The sequence below is a fragment of the Grimontia indica genome, assembly GCF_000333895.2.
In the GTDB taxonomy this organism is placed as follows: domain Bacteria; phylum Pseudomonadota; class Gammaproteobacteria; order Enterobacterales; family Vibrionaceae; genus Enterovibrio; species Enterovibrio indicus.
Genome location: NZ_ANFM02000041.1, coordinates 16,100 through 30,610, shown reverse-complemented (window position 1 = coordinate 30,610; position 14,511 = coordinate 16,100). Strand labels below are relative to the sequence as shown.

The following is a 14,511-nucleotide window of genomic DNA, read 5'->3' as shown; positions in this document are numbered from 1 at the left end:
TCTGGTTCTGGTTCTGGTTCTGGTTCTGGTTCTGGTTCTGGTTCTGTAGATGATGAAACCACAACCGATTCAAGCGGTGCCTCAGATTTCTTCTCTTCCGGTGCATCTTTCGAAAGCCACTCTATTAGTTTGGCGTGCAATAATTCAAAGTTGATGGGTTTGGCAAGATGCTCGTTCATCCCCGCTTCACGACACGCTGCCACGTCGTGGGCATCGGTGTTTGCCGTCATAGCAAGTATCGGCAAGGTTTTCATGCCTAGCTCCTGACGAATGCTCTTGGTTGCGGACACCCCATCAACCACCGGCATCTGCATATCCATCAAGATCAAATCAACGTGATGTTCTTTAACCATCTCAATGGCTTCTGCACCGTTGTCTGCCACCAGCACACTGATTGGCAAGGTTTCCATCGCTCCCAGTGCCACTTCCTGATTGATCAGATTATCTTCAACCAACAACACGACCTTATCCCTGATGGCCATTTCGTGTTCAGGAACATCTTCCAGCTCCAGCTCTGGCAGGTCTTGGCGACCGTTTTTGATCGGCTTGATGGTGCGTACTTCTTCCGTCAACGAACGCATAAATTTCGATGGAAGCACAGGCATGGTGACCCAGTTGAACGCGAAGTTCGGTCTGGCATCAGGAATATCCAGACAGTGTTTCTTTCCGCACAGCAGAAGGACGGATTGAGCTCGTGACAGGCTATTGAATATGGTTGAAATACTGGATTTCATCTCTGGTGTAATCAGATCCCAGTCCACGACAACATGCTCATAAACCCCGCGCTCGATGTTCTGCTTGCTGTGCTCAATGTCGTCGACATCCCGGCATTGACTGACATTGGCACCAGCAAAAACCAGTGGCTCTTTCATGTTGTTGCGCAGGGTAGAATTTGGCGACACGATGAGTACACTTTTGGCCGTAAGCGAACGCGCCCAGGCTCCACCGAGTTTTGAGGTTTCACGCAACCCGGACTGACAAGGCAGCGAGAAGGAAAATACACTCCCTTCCCCCAAGCGGCTATCAGCCTGCAACTCGCCCCCCATCAGCGACACCAGTTCACGGGCTAGTGTTAGTCCTAGCCCACGACCGCCATGCTCCCGTGATGAGGAATTGTCTGACTGCGAAAAAGGCTGGAAGAGGTTATCCAAGTCCTTTCTGCGGATCCCAATCCCGGTGTCACGAATCGTAAAGCGTATTTTAACGTCAGAGTCCCGACAGGATTCGAGCGTGACAGAGAGTGTGACTTCTCCGCTGTCGGTAAACTTCACCGCATTATCACCCAACGCCATGAGCACCTGAGTGAGGCGCACAGAGTCCGCATCTATGATCTTTGGAATCGCCATATCGAGGTTGACGCAAAACAGCACCTCTTTTTCCTGAGCCCGCTCGCCCAGCGTGTCAGCTACGGGTGTCAGGATAGTTTCGAGGTTACATTCAACCCATTCAATGTGAAGGTTACCTGCTTTAACATTGGTGAAATCCAACACTTCATTGACCGCATCAAGCAATGAGTTAGCCGCACTGATGACTCGCTTGATATACCGTTGCTGTTTCCCTTCAAGGCCGCTGTCCATCGCCAGCTGAGACATCCCCAATATGGCGTTTAAGGGTGTTCTTAGCTCATGGGACATATTGGAAAGAAAATCTCGCTTCGCCTGATGTGCCACGCTGGCGGAACGTTTTGCGATAGAGAGGTCTTTTTCGGTCTGGCGGATCTTCTGGCGCTGATCTTTGACTTGGGCCTGCAGGCCTTTGATGGTGACAGCCCCACGGACCACAATCACTAACAGTATAAGAATGATACCGGTAAGCAGCGGCAGCAGGCTGACCCCCTCCCCCGTCGGCGGAAGCGAAGTGGCAGATAGATAGCCATGATCTTTTTCCGCTCGCACGGATATCGGCAGCAAGGTGAGTACCACCATAACGAAAGCGCGGGCTCGTGCTGTGCTCAACACGCTGCCCGCCCTTGCAATAAGTTCTGAGATAAGCTTTCCAGTGAACGCTAATACGCCCAAAAAACTGTCGTTGTTCATAGGTTTTGATCTGCTCGCCGTTGGCACATTACAAACATTTTTACCGTACGTCTGTGCGCACGCTGTAACTGCATGTCTCAATTAAAATAATGTGACTCACAATTGGAACATTATTAAGAGTAGACCTAGGATTGAAGAAGTGGAAAGTGATTCAGGATCCCGTAAATGGTGTCACCGGAAAACAACGCAAAGAAACGCGCAACCATATTGGTCGTCGATGATACGCCTGAAAATCTTGTGTTCGTGAGCGAGATGCTCAAGAACGATTATGAAGTCAAGGCAGCAACCAACGGCCAAACAGCTCTCGCTATCGTTGAAAAATTTTCCATTGATCTGATTCTTTTGGATGTTGTCATGCCTGGCATGGACGGCTACGAAGTCTGCCGTCAGATCAAAGCCAAAAAAGGCGGTGGCGATATTCCAGTTATCTTCCTGACTTCTAAGTCAAAAGCGGAAGATCAGGAATTTGGTTTTTCTGTGGGTGCAGCTGACTACATCAAAAAGCCTCTCAGTCCGCCTATCACGATGGCGCGCATCCGCATCCATCTAGAGAACAAAGCGTCTAAAGACTTCCTGCATGATCAAAATGAGTTTTTGGAAGCGGAAGTTCAGCGTCGGGTTAAAGAACTCAGTGTTATTCAGGATGTCACTATCAATGCACTCGCAAGCCTGGCGGAAACACGCGATCAGGAAACCGGTAATCACATCGTCCGTACCCAGTACTATGTAAAAATCCTTGCAGACCAACTCTACCTGCGTGGTAAATATCCTGACATAGTGACGCCCGAGTACGTCACTATGGTGTTCAAAACCGCACCGCTTCACGACATCGGCAAAGTCGGTATTCCAGATGCTATCTTGCTAAAACCCGGCAAGCTGACCGCCGAAGAATTCGACATCATGAAAACGCACGCCAAACTTGGCTACGACGCGATAGTGAAAGCGGAGGAAGAAGTAGACGCGCATTATCCATTCCTGAGCGCAGCGAAAGAAATCGCCTACGGTCACCATGAAAAGTGGGATGGCTCTGGCTATCCGCAAGGCTTAGCTGGCGAAGACATTCCGCTCAGTGCGCGGTTAATGGCGGTTGCTGATGTGTTTGATGCGTTGGTCAGTAAGCGTATTTACAAATCTGCAATGACCAACGACGAGGCGTTTGACATTATTCGGGAAGGCAGAGGATCGCATTTCGACCCTCTGTTAGTCGATATCATGTTTGAAATGCAGGCAGACTTTATAAAGATCGCAGAGACTTACAAAGACTGAACGCCGAGGATTAATCAGCCCACAGCCAACCAAACACCTACACCCATCATCAATGAGCCCGCGATGCGGTTCATCATTCGCACATTACCGCTTTTTTGCAGGAAGTGGCGCAGCGTGCGGCCGCCCGAAGCATAAAGTAGTAAACAGCCAAACTCTGTCAGCAGGATGATGCCAATCAGCACGGAAAGCTGAGGTGGCAACGCTAAAGAAGGGTTAATGAACGGTGGCAACAGGGAAATCATAAACGCCCAGCCTTTCGGGTTGGCAATGGCAGTCACGAAGCCTTGCATTGCCAGCGTCAGTCGAGACGTATCTGAATTTGAAGTGAAGTCCTGCGGAATCGCCATTTTCCCTTTAGATAGCCACATCTGGACACCAAGGTAAAACAGGTATGCACCCCCCAGATACTTCAGAATCGCAAACAGCTCTGGGTAATTGAGCATGATCGCCGCTACGCCAGCAACGGATGCCAGCGAAACCAAGCCCACACCAATCAACTCTCCCCACATCATGTGAAGACTACGACGTACACCAATACTCATGCCTAGCGTCATTGCTAGGGTCATGCACATACCCGGCGTGACCGATACAAAAAAGAATGTTGGAATAAACACCGCCAACATGGCGATATCAACTGCAGATGCCACTTCATCTCCGGACATAACAAGCATAAAGAAGCGTAGTAGAAACTGGAGACGTTACAGCGTCAAGAAGGAGTTATCCAATTAAGCCAAAAATCAACATGGCTGAAGGTGCTAGAAGAGATAGACAGCTCCTGAGTTGGTGGCACTATTATCCGTGGGATCACCGTTGATGTCTAAGGCAGAAGAAGATTCAAGGTCGGCACTGATCGCGATACGCGAGCCATCTTCACTCAAGGCGATAGAAGCCCCGAAATTATCTTCATCATCTGAGGTGGTTCCTTTGAGGTAATGGCTGAAAGTCCACACTGAATTATCATAACGATAGACAGCAGCTGAGCCAGTATTTGTGTTCGAGTTATCGGTTTGTTCCCCATCTATACCAATAGCGTTTGAGTCATCCCCTGCCGATGCAATAACAAGCGTTCCTCCATCACCGCTTAACGCCACCGACTCTCCAAAACGGTCAAAACTGTCTGCGTTTTCCATTTTAATGAATGCTTCTTGCGTCCAACTTCCGGCACTATATCTAAACACGTAAGCTGCGCCGGAGTTACTTGCTGCATTATTGGACTGGTCGCCATTGACCCCAGAACCATCAGAATCTTCGTAAAACGAAGTCGCAACCAGCACGGTTCCGTCCTGATTAAGATCGACTAAATTACCAAACCTGTCACCATTTCCGGTGTTAGAGGCTTTAATGTAAGATTCCTGCTGCCACCCTAATGCCAAATCGTAACGAAAAACATAAACGGCTCCCGCGTTAACTGCATCGTTATTTGACTGGTCTCCATCTATGCCAGTGGTGTCTGAGTCTTCTGACCATGCGCCCGATGCAATGGTGTTTCCATCGCCACTTATCGCTAAACCAAAACAAAAAGTGTCATTTTCCTCAGTATTAGATGCCTTGATGTAAGCGTCTTGAGCCCAATGACTGCCATCAAACCGAAAAACATAAACTGCTCCCGAATTTGAAGCCAAATTGTTGGAGCCATCACCATCGATGCCCATCGCATTTGAGTCTTCATTTCTTGCACATACTGCAAACGTATTACCATCCCCACTCAGTTGGCCAGAATTCCCAAACGCATCCCTCGAACCCGAGTTGGATGGCTTGATGTAAGCTTGCTGGCTCCAAGCACCAGCTGAATACCGAAAGACGTAAGCTGCACCATTGCCATCTCCACTATTGTCAGAAGCATCGCTATTGACGCTATTCGTTGAAGAGTCTTCGCCTGGGGCGGTGACTGACAGAGTGTTTCCATCTGCGCTAAGCGAGACGCTCTTACCAAAGTAGTCCCCACTATCTAGTATCGAGGGTTTTATATATGCTTGCTTCGACCAGACACCACCTTGTCGTCGATAGACATACACTGCACCAGAACTGGCTGATGAATTATCTGCTTCATCTCCATTCACTCCGGTTGCATTTGAGCTTTCATTGGCCGCACCGACCGCTAGCGTGTTGCCATCTTCACTCAGTGCAATTGATGACCCATACTCGTCCAGACTCTCTGCATTTGATGCTTTGATGTATCCAATAAGCTGATTTGCTACTGTGTTTACAATAGAAATTTCGTTTGAATCTTTCTGTAATCCACCTCGGGAGGCTCTTATAAAATAATCACTTTGAACAGCACTCAGAGCTCCACCAATATCGACTTTCAGTCTCTGTGCATTAGTGACAGATGCGAGTTCCAAACATCCTTGACTCTCAGAGGGATCTTTCTGGCATATGGAGTAGGAAATGGGGGACTCATTATTTTCTCCTGCTGCCTCCCACTCAAATTCCACCCTACCAATATAAGCAGTTGGGGAAGAAGAATTGGCTGGAGAAACCGAGATAATGTTAAAGGCACTTAAAGTCGATGAGCTTGCTTCATCCTTGGGCTTACTTCTCTCTTGCCAGAGCACTAAGTCGGGACAACCCGTCAGCATAAATACTGTCAGCAACACCCCCACACGCAAAAGCATGAAAAGAGAGGAAGCCAAAGTACAGCGAGGGCGAATCAAAATGGTCTGAAGCATTCCCAAAAACTAAAGAGACGATATTCAAGCGTATTACTCTAAATGTAGACCCACCATGAAAACACATGGCTCACATTTGAATCAAAAAATCTCGAGCTGAGATAGCAGTATGGAATACCCCATAGCAAAATATGGTCTTACTGATACACAGTAAAAAGCCTCCTATGAAGGAGGCTTTCAGTTTTACGCAAACACCAAATCTTAGCCGTAAACCAACTCTGGCAACCAAGTCGCCAATGACGGCCAGTAAGCCAGCATCATCAGCACCAGAATCTGGATAGCAATAAACGGCATCACACCACGATAAATATCCATGGTTGTGATGGAATTCGGTGCCACACCACGCAGATAGAAGAGCGAAAATCCGAAAGGTGGAGTCAGGAAGGAAGTTTGCAGGTTCAACGCAATCATGATGCCAAGCCAAACCGGGTCCACACCCATGGTCAGCAGGATTGGCGCAACAATCGGGATCACCACGAAAGTAATTTCGATGAAATCAAGGAAGAAGCCCAACAGGAACAGCACCAACATGACCAGCAGCATCGCACCAAACACACCACCAGGAAGACCAGTGAGGAAGTCGCGAACGATGTCGTCACCACCAAAGCCACGGAACACCAACGCAAACAGAGACGCGCCAATCAAGATCATAAAGACCATGGCTGTGACTTCTGTTGTAGTGCGCATCACTTCCTTGAGGATAGCGAGGTTAAACATGCGCTTGCTGGCCGCGAGAATGATGGCACCGACAGACCCAACCGACGCGGCTTCTGTTGGTGTGGCGACACCCGTTAGGATTGAGCCCAACACCAGCACAATCAGAAGCACAGGCGGGATCAATACCGTCAGTACCTGAACAAAGAGTTCTTTGCTGACCTTACGCTCTTCAGCTGGAATGGGTGGCACACGATGCGGTTGGAGGATTGCGATACCTATCAAGTACACAATGTATAGACCCACCAGCACAAAACCTGGGATCAACGCACCGAGGAATAAATCACCCACAGTGACACTTTCTGGGGAGTAGATCCCCTGATCAAGCTGTGCCTGTTGGTAAGCCGATGAAATCACATCGCCGAGAAGAACTAGCACAATAGATGGCGGGATAATCTGCCCCAGTGTTCCAGAGGCACAAATCGTTCCCGTTGCGATACGCGGACAATAGCCGCGCTTCATCATCGAAGGCAGAGACAGCAAGCCCATGGTTACCACGGTCGCACCGACAATACCGGTACTCGCCGCCAGCAGCATACCTACGATGGTCACGGATATACCCAAGCCACCTGCTAGTCCGCCAAACACCTGTCCCATGGTATCGAGCAAGTCTTCCGCGATTTTGGACTTCTCCAGCATCACGCCCATAAAGACGAACAGTGGAATGGCCACTAACAGTTCATTAGAAAGGGTGCCGGAAATACGGTTGGGAATGGCTTCAAGAAACGCAGGATCAAAGGTTCCTGTGATTGCACCGATAAAGGCAAATAACAACGCCGAACCACCCAGCGTAAATGCGACAGGGTAGCCCACCAGCAGTACGCCGAAGGTAAACAGGAAAAGAAACAGTGCGAGGAACTCGGTCATAGTGCGTGCTCCTCATCATGTTCTTCCAACTGCTTCGCCAAGTCCTGATGACCTGTCAACGTTAGCAATGCTTTCAGCGCTTCCGCAAAGCCTTGAAGCAGCACAAGCGCTGGCATAATAAGAATGCTGGTTTTAAAGATATAGCGGGCATCTACGCCGCCGGCTTCCTGAGAACCTTCCATAATCGACCATGATGCAGCCACATAATCCCAAGCGATATAGAAAATAAACACACAGGTAGGAAGCAATAAAAGTAAAAAGCCAAACAAGTCCACCCATGCTTTTTTCTTGTCAGACATTGGGCGGTAGAAAATATCCACGCGAACGTGAGCGCCTTTGAGCAACGCATAAGCGGCACCCAGCATAATCACATAGTTATGAAAATAGAGAACGGACTCCTGCATAAACACTGAGCCCGTGTTAAACACATAACGCATCACCACCACCACGAAGGTGATAAGCACAATTGCCAACACGAACCAGGAAACGAAGCGACCCGTCCAATCACTGAATCGATTGATCCCTTTAATCAGGGAAATCAGAAAAGGAGAAGCGGTTTCCATACTACAACTCTTACTTAAGCCCTTAGGGCTTTTGTTTTTATGAGGGTATTGAAAAAGGCAGTGCCCGGGGCACTGCCTGTTCAACATTATTGCGGGTTACGGGCGTTCAGCATGGATTGCTCAGAAATCGCATGCCAGTCAATTGCCTGATCGCGGAATGATTTGTAAGAGTTGTAAACTTTCTTACTGATTTCATCCACTTCTGCCTGCTCAGCAACCACTTCATCAGCCACTGCCTGCAGTTGAGTCAGTACTTCTTGTGGGTACGGACGGAGCTCTACTTTGTGCTCGTTCACCAGGCTTTCCAGCGCTGCGTTGTTGCGTGCAGTGAATTCAGCCAGCATGTCGGCATTCGCTACACGGGTTGCCGCCAGAACAATAGATTGCAGATCTTTTGGCAGCTTCTCAAATGCTTGCTTGTTGATCAGCGCTTCCAGCGTTGTACCTGGCTCGTGCCACCCTGGGTAGTAGTAGTATTTCGCCGCTTTGTGCAGGCCGAATGCCAAGTCGTTGTACGGACCTACCCACTCAGTCGCATCAATCGCGCCTGATTGCAGTGATGGGAAGATTTCGCCGCCCGGCAGCAGGACAGGCGTACCACCTACACGCTTCAGCACTTCACCACCCAGACCAGGGATACGCATTTTCAGGCCTTCAAGGTCGCTGATTTGGTTGATTTCCTTGTTGAACCAGCCACCCATTTGTACGCCAGTGTTACCCGCTGGCATTGGGATGATACCGAATGGTTCGTAAGCTTCCGCCCACAGTTCCAGACCACCACCGTTGTAGATCCAGCCGTTCATTTCCTGCGCGGTCAGACCAAAAGGTACTGCTGCGAAAAACTGGCCTGCTGGTGCTTTACCTTTCCAGTAGTAGCCAGCGCCATGACCCATCTCGGCCGTACCGCGAGATACTGCATCAAACACATCCAGTGCACCCACCAGTTCGCCGGCACCGTACACTTTCACTTCCAAGCGACCGTCACTCATTTCAGTGATCAGCTCAGCAAGGTTGTTTGCGCCCGTCCCCAAACCAGGGAAGTTCTTCGGCCAAGTGGTGACCATTTTCCAGGTTACTTTTTCTTGCGCAGCGGATGCAGCTTCAGCTGCCGCTTCCTGCTTTTGCTCACCACAACCAGCCATGAACACACTGAGTGCTACTGCGGCGGTGGCGAGGAACGAACGACGTTTCAACATGATTTCAGTCTCCTTGCTCGAAATGGCGGTAACAACAGGCAACGCGGAAAGTTGCAAAAGATAGGTGCAGGCTGCCTGTTCAATCCGTGGCAATCTCACTAACTATGCAGTTAATAAGATGTTGCAATAACTTTACTCATTATGCGCCTAGGCAAGTAGCTTCATCACAAGGTAGTTTGAAGTCGGTCAAACAATGATCAGGTTTTATTTAACCTTCTGATAGATAACTCCCTCTGTAGCCTTCTAATTTCGTGCTACCCCGCACTTCTGCTGGGGGCTTTGCTTTGTTAAAAGGCACAAAAAAGCCCCTATTGCGAGGGGCTCAATTTTGTTAGCTGAAAGCTTGCTTCAAACTCTGCACGCGTCGGAAGATAAGCCAATCGATGCATAAAATTGCAACCACTGACAAACCAGCGAGCGGGAACAACAGACAGATGGCAATCAGGGTTGTCGCGCCAACTACCCAAAAACCATTTCCTGCCACAACGGGGGGCGCACCCAGTTTGCGTGAACCGTTCGGACGTCGCTTCCACCACATGGCACCACCTGTGATCGATATGGCGGTAAAGGCAAGACAGAAAAATACATTCAGCGCTTTATTGATGATGCTGATATCCCCCTGATGCAATGCAATCCCTGCCGCCATCGCTTTTGCCATCCAGTTGTAATCTGCAAAGGTAATATCTGCCAGCACTTCACCACTGTATTGGTCTATGTGCATGGTTCTGTCTTGCGTTGGGTCAGTGATATCCCCACTCATGGTGTTCGCCGACAAGGTATAAACCCCAGTATCCGACTTCGGAAACTTCAGCTTATAGTGGGTAAAACCCACTTCCTTAGCCAAGGTCACAACCTGATCGATGCTCACATCCGCAGAGTACTTACGTTCCACGTTTGGCTCAGGTGCGCCATGACCACCATGATCAGAGCTCGGTACCGGCGTTTGCTCGAGATTCCAAGGCATTTCCTCTTCAGAGCCATGATTAAGCATCTTGTGGGTGATGACCGATTCAGGCGCGTTTTTTGATCGTTCAGCTGGGAAGCTGCCCCAAGGCTGAACAATTTTTCCGCCCCAGATACCCGCCCAGGCAAGACCAGACAATACAAACAGCAGTAATACCACGGATAAAACACCACCTAGGTTGGCATGCAAATCCCGCATGAAAATGCGCGACCCACTGTCGGTTCGGATCTTAAGAAAACCGGCTCGGCTTGCCGCGTCTTTCGGCCACCAGAGATAAATCCCTGACACCAGGAGCAGAATCATAAAACTGGCGGCAGTTTCAATCAGCCGATCACCTAAGTCACCAATAAGTAGTGTGCCGTGAATATCGTTCGCCAGTTCATACCAACTGTCGCTACGGTCGATTGTCCCTGTCACTTCCGCTGTATACGGGTTCACTAAGGCAAAACGGGTTTCACCGCCTGGCAATTGAATGGAAAAACGGCTGACAGTATCTGCAGTTTGCGCTGGAATAAATTGCGTCACCGTGGCTTCTGGAAGCGCCTGATTTACCGCATTGAGCTGTTCAGAAGGTTGCATTGGTTGTCCGCTGGCCTGAACCGTTAACATGTCTCCGTAGCGGGCAGATTCAATCTCATCATCAAACAGCATGACAAGACCGGTAACGCTCAGCAGCAACATAAAGGGAATAACGAAAAGTCCGGCATAGAAGTGCCATCGCCAAGCTGTGAAATATCGCGCTTTTTGGGCAGGCGCAGCCGCTGTGTTGGTTTCACTAACCATAGTTAGTTTTCCTTTCTCATAAGCAAACACACCGCAAAACACGCAGTGCATTTTTATCGATGACTTTACTTGGTGGGCTAAGCGCCCTATTTATTTTTGTTTTAGAACACTCCAGCCCTCAGCAACTACAGCTGTATGTGGGCTTGGAGATTATGAGAGTGAGAAAGGTGGAGCGCGGGCTATGGGAGATTCAAACTTTACCCTTTGAGCCAATAAAGAGTAGTGCTGATTCCCCACGAATTTTACGTGAGTATGAGTGTCTGTGGCGGTGAGTGTAAGGTGATGGCTAAAAGAGAAATGGCTGAACGGACAAGGCTTTCCATGGTGCTTTCCTTCACTGCTGGTTTCTTCCCCTTCAACCTGAACCAGCTTAAAGCCATTAACAGTACAGAGTGTTTCCCAGACGCCAGCATTACTGCCATGGGCATTTATCACAGGCATCAGTGAGACCAGCACCCAACTTAAGGCGCTTGCCAACAACATCATTCGTTTAAATGACGCCCTCACATACCCATCCTGCTTGTGAATATAAGTCGCAAAATATATATCACTAAGTGTATTGATGCAGTGAGTCAGTATGAAAAGAAAGCAATTGATGTGAGGTGAGTTAAAAAACAGGTTACAAGCCCGCAAAGATTGGGTATTCCTACCAGCTCAAGCCATTCCCAAATCCCTTATCAATCACTTATCCCTACAATATACGTTTAGACGTCTAGCCGTAAAAATATCTATTGACTTATTTTGAGACAATAAATAGCATCAAACACCAGATAGCCACAAAAACCCCATAACAATCGCTATCTTTTTTACCTTTTATTAACACGATTTTTGTCCAGGAAGGCCTATGATCGAAATAAAACAGGTTAACAAGGAGTTCAAACAGGGTGATCAGACGATCCATGCCCTGCTCGATATTGACCTCCATATTCCACAGGGCAGAATTTTTGGTGTTATCGGTGCATCAGGTGCGGGTAAAAGTACGCTGATCCGCATCGTCAACCTGCTGGAACGCCCAACCTCCGGGAAAGTCGTTGTCGATGGCGTTGAGCTCACCGCTCTGTCTCAATCGGAACTGACCCGTGAGCGCCAGAAAATCGGCATGATTTTCCAGCACTTCAACCTGCTTTCCTCCCGCACTGTGTTTAACAATGTGGCACTGCCTCTGGAACTAGCAGGCAAAGATAAACAACATATTCAACGCAAAGTGACTGAGCTGCTGGATTTGGTCGGTCTGAGCGATAAACACCAGAGCTATCCCTCTAACCTCAGCGGCGGTCAAAAGCAGCGTGTGGCCATTGCACGCGCGTTGGCAAGCGATCCAAAAGTTCTCCTGTGTGACGAAGCCACCAGCGCACTGGATCCTGCGACGACCCATTCCATCCTGAACCTGTTGCAGACCATCAACCAAAAGCTGGGTTTGACCATTCTTCTCATCACCCACGAAATGGACGTAGTGAAGCGCATCTGTCATGAAGTAGCGATCATCGGTGGCGGTGAGTTGGTAGAGAAAGGTCCTGTGGGCGATATCTTCGCTCATCCGAAAACAGAACTGGCACGCACCTTTATCCGTGCAACGTTGGATCTTTCCATCCCGCAGGATTACGAGGAACGACTACAACCTCAGAGTGATGGTCATTTACCGCCACTGGTTCGCCTTGAGTTCACTGGCGCCAGTGTCGATGCCCCGCTTATCAGCCAGGTATCACGAAAGTTCAATATCGACATCAGCATCCTGAGTTCTGACATGGACTACGCTGGCGGCGTGAAATTTGGCCTGATGCTGGCTGAGTTCTTTGGCGACGAAGAGAACGTCAACCACGCGCTGACTTACCTGAAAGATCACAACATCAACATCGAGGTGCTGGGCTATGTCGCTTAATATCGCAGCTGTTTCAGGCTGGTTTGCTGAAAACGAACGTCTTGTTGGCCTGTTAATTGATGCACTGGGCCAGACCCTGACCATGGTCTTTGTATCCGGTGCGATTGGTTTCCTGTTTGGTATTCCTTTAGGTGTACTGCTGCACCTCACTAAGCCACGCGGCTTGTTGGAAAACGCGGCATTGAACAAATCCATTGGCATCATCGTCAATATTGGCCGCTCAATCCCTTTCATTATTTTGCTGGTCGCCATCATCCCATTCACCCGCTTCATCATGGGTACCTCCATCGGTACAGGTGCAGCGATTGTTCCCCTCACTGTCGGTGCAATTCCGTTTATCGCCCGTCTGGTTGAAGGTGCATTGCTGGAAGTGCCGTCAGGCTTGGTCGAAGCGGCTCAGGCTATGGGCGCAACACCGCTACAAATTATCCGCAAAGTTCTTCTGCCAGAAGCGCTGCCGGGTATTTTGAACGGCGCAACGATTACCCTGGTAACGCTGGTGAGCTACTCAGCCATGGCGGGTGCTGTTGGCGGCGGCGGTCTCGGTGATGTGGGTATCCGATATGGCTACCAACGATTTGACGGCACCGTCATGCTGATCACCGTAGTGATGCTGGTGATATTGGTGCAAATGATTCAGTCAGCCGGCGACTATTTCGTGAAGCGGGTTGACCACAGATAAAAACGGATGGTGACACCGTCCGGATAAATGGAAATTCTATTTTTAGGGAGATACATAATGACTTTTACACTCAAGAAAATTGCTGCTGCCGTTGGCCTTGCTTCTACTCTGGTTCTGACCGGTTGTGGTCAGGAAGAGACTGTTGATCTGACGAAAGTAAAAATTGGCGTTATCGCTGGTGCTGAAGAGCAAGTAGCAGAAGTCGCAGCGAAAGTCGCGAAAGAGAAATACGGCCTGGATGTTGAACTGGTGACGTTCTCTGACTACGTCACGCCAAACGCCGCGCTGGATGAGGGCTCAATCGATGCAAACGCATTCCAGCACAAGCCATACCTTGACCAGCAGATTTCTGACCGCGGTTACAAGTTCGAAATCGCCGGTAACACGCTGGTTTACCCGATTGCAGGTTACTCAACCAAAGTGACTTCTGTTGAGCAACTGGAAGACGGCGCGCAGATCGCTGTACCTAACGACCCAACCAACCTTGGCCGTTCACTGCTGCTGCTTGAGCAACAAGGTCTGATTGAAGTGAAAGACGAAGCGGGCCTGAAAGCAACGGTTCTGGATATCACAGCGAACCCTAAAAACCTGAAAATCGTCGAACTGGAAGCCGCTCAACTACCACGCTCTCTGGAAGATGTTTCACTGGCAATCATTAACACCACCTTTGCTAGCGAAATCAACCTGTCACCAGAGAAAGACGGCATCTTCGTTGAAGACAAAGAGTCTCCATACGTGAACCTGATTGTTGCCCGTGCTAACAACGTGACTGCGCAAAACGTTCAGCAGTTTGTTCAGTCTTACCAGACTGACGAAGTGTACAACGCAGCATCTGAAATCTTTGATGGCGGCGCAGTCAAAGGCTGGTAATCGCCGTTAGTTCGAGTAACAA

12 protein-coding genes are annotated in these 14,511 nt (G+C 49.2%); 4 read left to right on the top strand and 8 right to left on the bottom strand.

From position 1 onward, the window contains the following. Positions 1-2,036 (bottom strand): ATP-binding protein (locus tag D515_RS20805; protein WP_051997541.1); only part of this gene is annotated, 2,036 nt, incomplete at its 3' end. 165 nt (positions 2,037-2,201) lie between these two features. Here D515_RS20805 and D515_RS20800 point away from each other — a divergent pair. Next, on the top strand, positions 2,202-3,302 hold the full coding sequence (locus tag D515_RS20800) for a response regulator (RefSeq protein WP_002541319.1): 1,101 nt from the start codon (positions 2,202-2,204) through the stop codon (positions 3,300-3,302). 14 nt (positions 3,303-3,316) lie between these two features. On the opposite strand, the gene D515_RS20795 is transcribed toward D515_RS20800, so the two are convergent. The 7 genes from D515_RS20795 to D515_RS26260 all read right to left on the bottom strand — a co-directional run bounded on the left by D515_RS20795 (position 3,317) and on the right by D515_RS26260 (position 11,544). Further along, positions 3,317-3,964, bottom strand: coding sequence for a LysE family translocator (locus tag D515_RS20795; protein ID WP_197076328.1), 648 nt, complete (start codon positions 3,962-3,964; stop codon positions 3,317-3,319). A 93-nt stretch (positions 3,965-4,057) separates the two neighbouring features. Beyond that, the gene (locus D515_RS20790; protein WP_002541317.1) at positions 4,058-5,971 is read right to left on the bottom strand and encodes an FG-GAP repeat protein; all 1,914 of its coding nucleotides are present in this window, start codon (positions 5,969-5,971) and stop codon (positions 4,058-4,060) included. Positions 5,972-6,172: 201 nt separating this feature from the next. Then, positions 6,173-7,552, bottom strand: coding sequence for a TRAP transporter large permease (locus tag D515_RS20785; protein ID WP_002541316.1), 1,380 nt, complete (start codon positions 7,550-7,552; stop codon positions 6,173-6,175). Beyond that, a complete protein-coding gene (locus D515_RS20780; RefSeq protein WP_002541315.1) occupies positions 7,549-8,115 on the bottom strand; it encodes a TRAP transporter small permease subunit in 567 nt (188 codons plus the stop codon). The genes D515_RS20785 and D515_RS20780 overlap by 4 nt, the downstream gene beginning before the upstream one ends. Before the next feature lie 86 nt (positions 8,116-8,201). Beyond that, positions 8,202-9,311: a TRAP transporter substrate-binding protein gene (locus D515_RS20775; protein ID WP_002541314.1), complete on the bottom strand. Its 1,110-nt coding sequence runs from the start codon at positions 9,309-9,311 to the stop codon at positions 8,202-8,204. A 331-nt stretch (positions 9,312-9,642) separates the two neighbouring features. Next, positions 9,643-11,058, bottom strand: a complete 1,416-nt coding sequence (locus D515_RS20770) for a PepSY-associated TM helix domain-containing protein (protein ID WP_002541313.1) — start codon at positions 11,056-11,058, stop codon at positions 9,643-9,645. 150 nt (positions 11,059-11,208) lie between these two features. Then, entirely contained in the window at positions 11,209-11,544 is a 336-nt protein-coding gene (locus D515_RS26260; RefSeq protein ID WP_002541312.1) for a hypothetical protein, read from the bottom strand. Between the two features lie 358 nt (positions 11,545-11,902). Here D515_RS26260 and metN point away from each other — a divergent pair, with 358 nt between their 5' ends. Genes metN through D515_RS20750 form a run of 3 tightly spaced genes read left to right on the top strand, consistent with a single transcriptional unit; the run spans position 11,903 to position 14,489 of the window. Beyond that, the gene (metN, locus tag D515_RS20760) at positions 11,903-12,937 is read left to right on the top strand and encodes a methionine ABC transporter ATP-binding protein MetN (RefSeq protein ID WP_002541311.1); all 1,035 of its coding nucleotides are present in this window, start codon (positions 11,903-11,905) and stop codon (positions 12,935-12,937) included. Then, positions 12,927-13,619 (top strand): methionine ABC transporter permease, encoded by a 693-nt coding sequence (locus D515_RS20755; RefSeq protein WP_002541310.1) that lies wholly within the window; start codon positions 12,927-12,929, stop codon positions 13,617-13,619. The genes metN and D515_RS20755 overlap by 11 nt, the downstream gene beginning before the upstream one ends. Positions 13,620-13,676: 57 nt before the next feature. Next, a complete protein-coding gene (locus tag D515_RS20750) occupies positions 13,677-14,489 on the top strand; it encodes a MetQ/NlpA family lipoprotein (RefSeq protein WP_002541309.1) in 813 nt (270 codons plus the stop codon). Positions 14,490-14,511: the final 22 nt, after the last annotated feature.

Bases quoted from the DNA above. Each gene is read 5' to 3' on its own strand.
- D515_RS20750 (WP_002541309.1), top strand. From the start codon at position 13,677: ATGACTTTTACACTCAAGAAAATTGCTGCTGCCGTTGGCCTTGCTTCT.
- D515_RS20755 (WP_002541310.1), top strand. From the start codon at position 12,927: ATGTCGCTTAATATCGCAGCTGTTTCAGGCTGGTTTGCTGAAAACGAA.
- metN (WP_002541311.1), top strand. From the start codon at position 11,903: ATGATCGAAATAAAACAGGTTAACAAGGAGTTCAAACAGGGTGATCAG.
- D515_RS20795 (WP_197076328.1), bottom strand. From the start codon at position 3,964: ATGTCCGGAGATGAAGTGGCATCTGCAGTTGATATCGCCATGTTGGCG.
- D515_RS20785 (WP_002541316.1), bottom strand. From the start codon at position 7,552: ATGACCGAGTTCCTCGCACTGTTTCTTTTCCTGTTTACCTTCGGCGTA.
- D515_RS20790 (WP_002541317.1), bottom strand. From the start codon at position 5,971: ATGCTTCAGACCATTTTGATTCGCCCTCGCTGTACTTTGGCTTCCTCT.
- D515_RS20775 (WP_002541314.1), bottom strand. From the start codon at position 9,311: ATGTTGAAACGTCGTTCGTTCCTCGCCACCGCCGCAGTAGCACTCAGT.
- D515_RS26260 (WP_002541312.1), bottom strand. From the start codon at position 11,544: ATGATGTTGTTGGCAAGCGCCTTAAGTTGGGTGCTGGTCTCACTGATG.
- D515_RS20780 (WP_002541315.1), bottom strand. From the start codon at position 8,115: ATGGAAACCGCTTCTCCTTTTCTGATTTCCCTGATTAAAGGGATCAAT.
- D515_RS20800 (WP_002541319.1), top strand. From the start codon at position 2,202: ATGGTGTCACCGGAAAACAACGCAAAGAAACGCGCAACCATATTGGTC.
- D515_RS20770 (WP_002541313.1), bottom strand. From the start codon at position 11,058: ATGGTTAGTGAAACCAACACAGCGGCTGCGCCTGCCCAAAAAGCGCGA.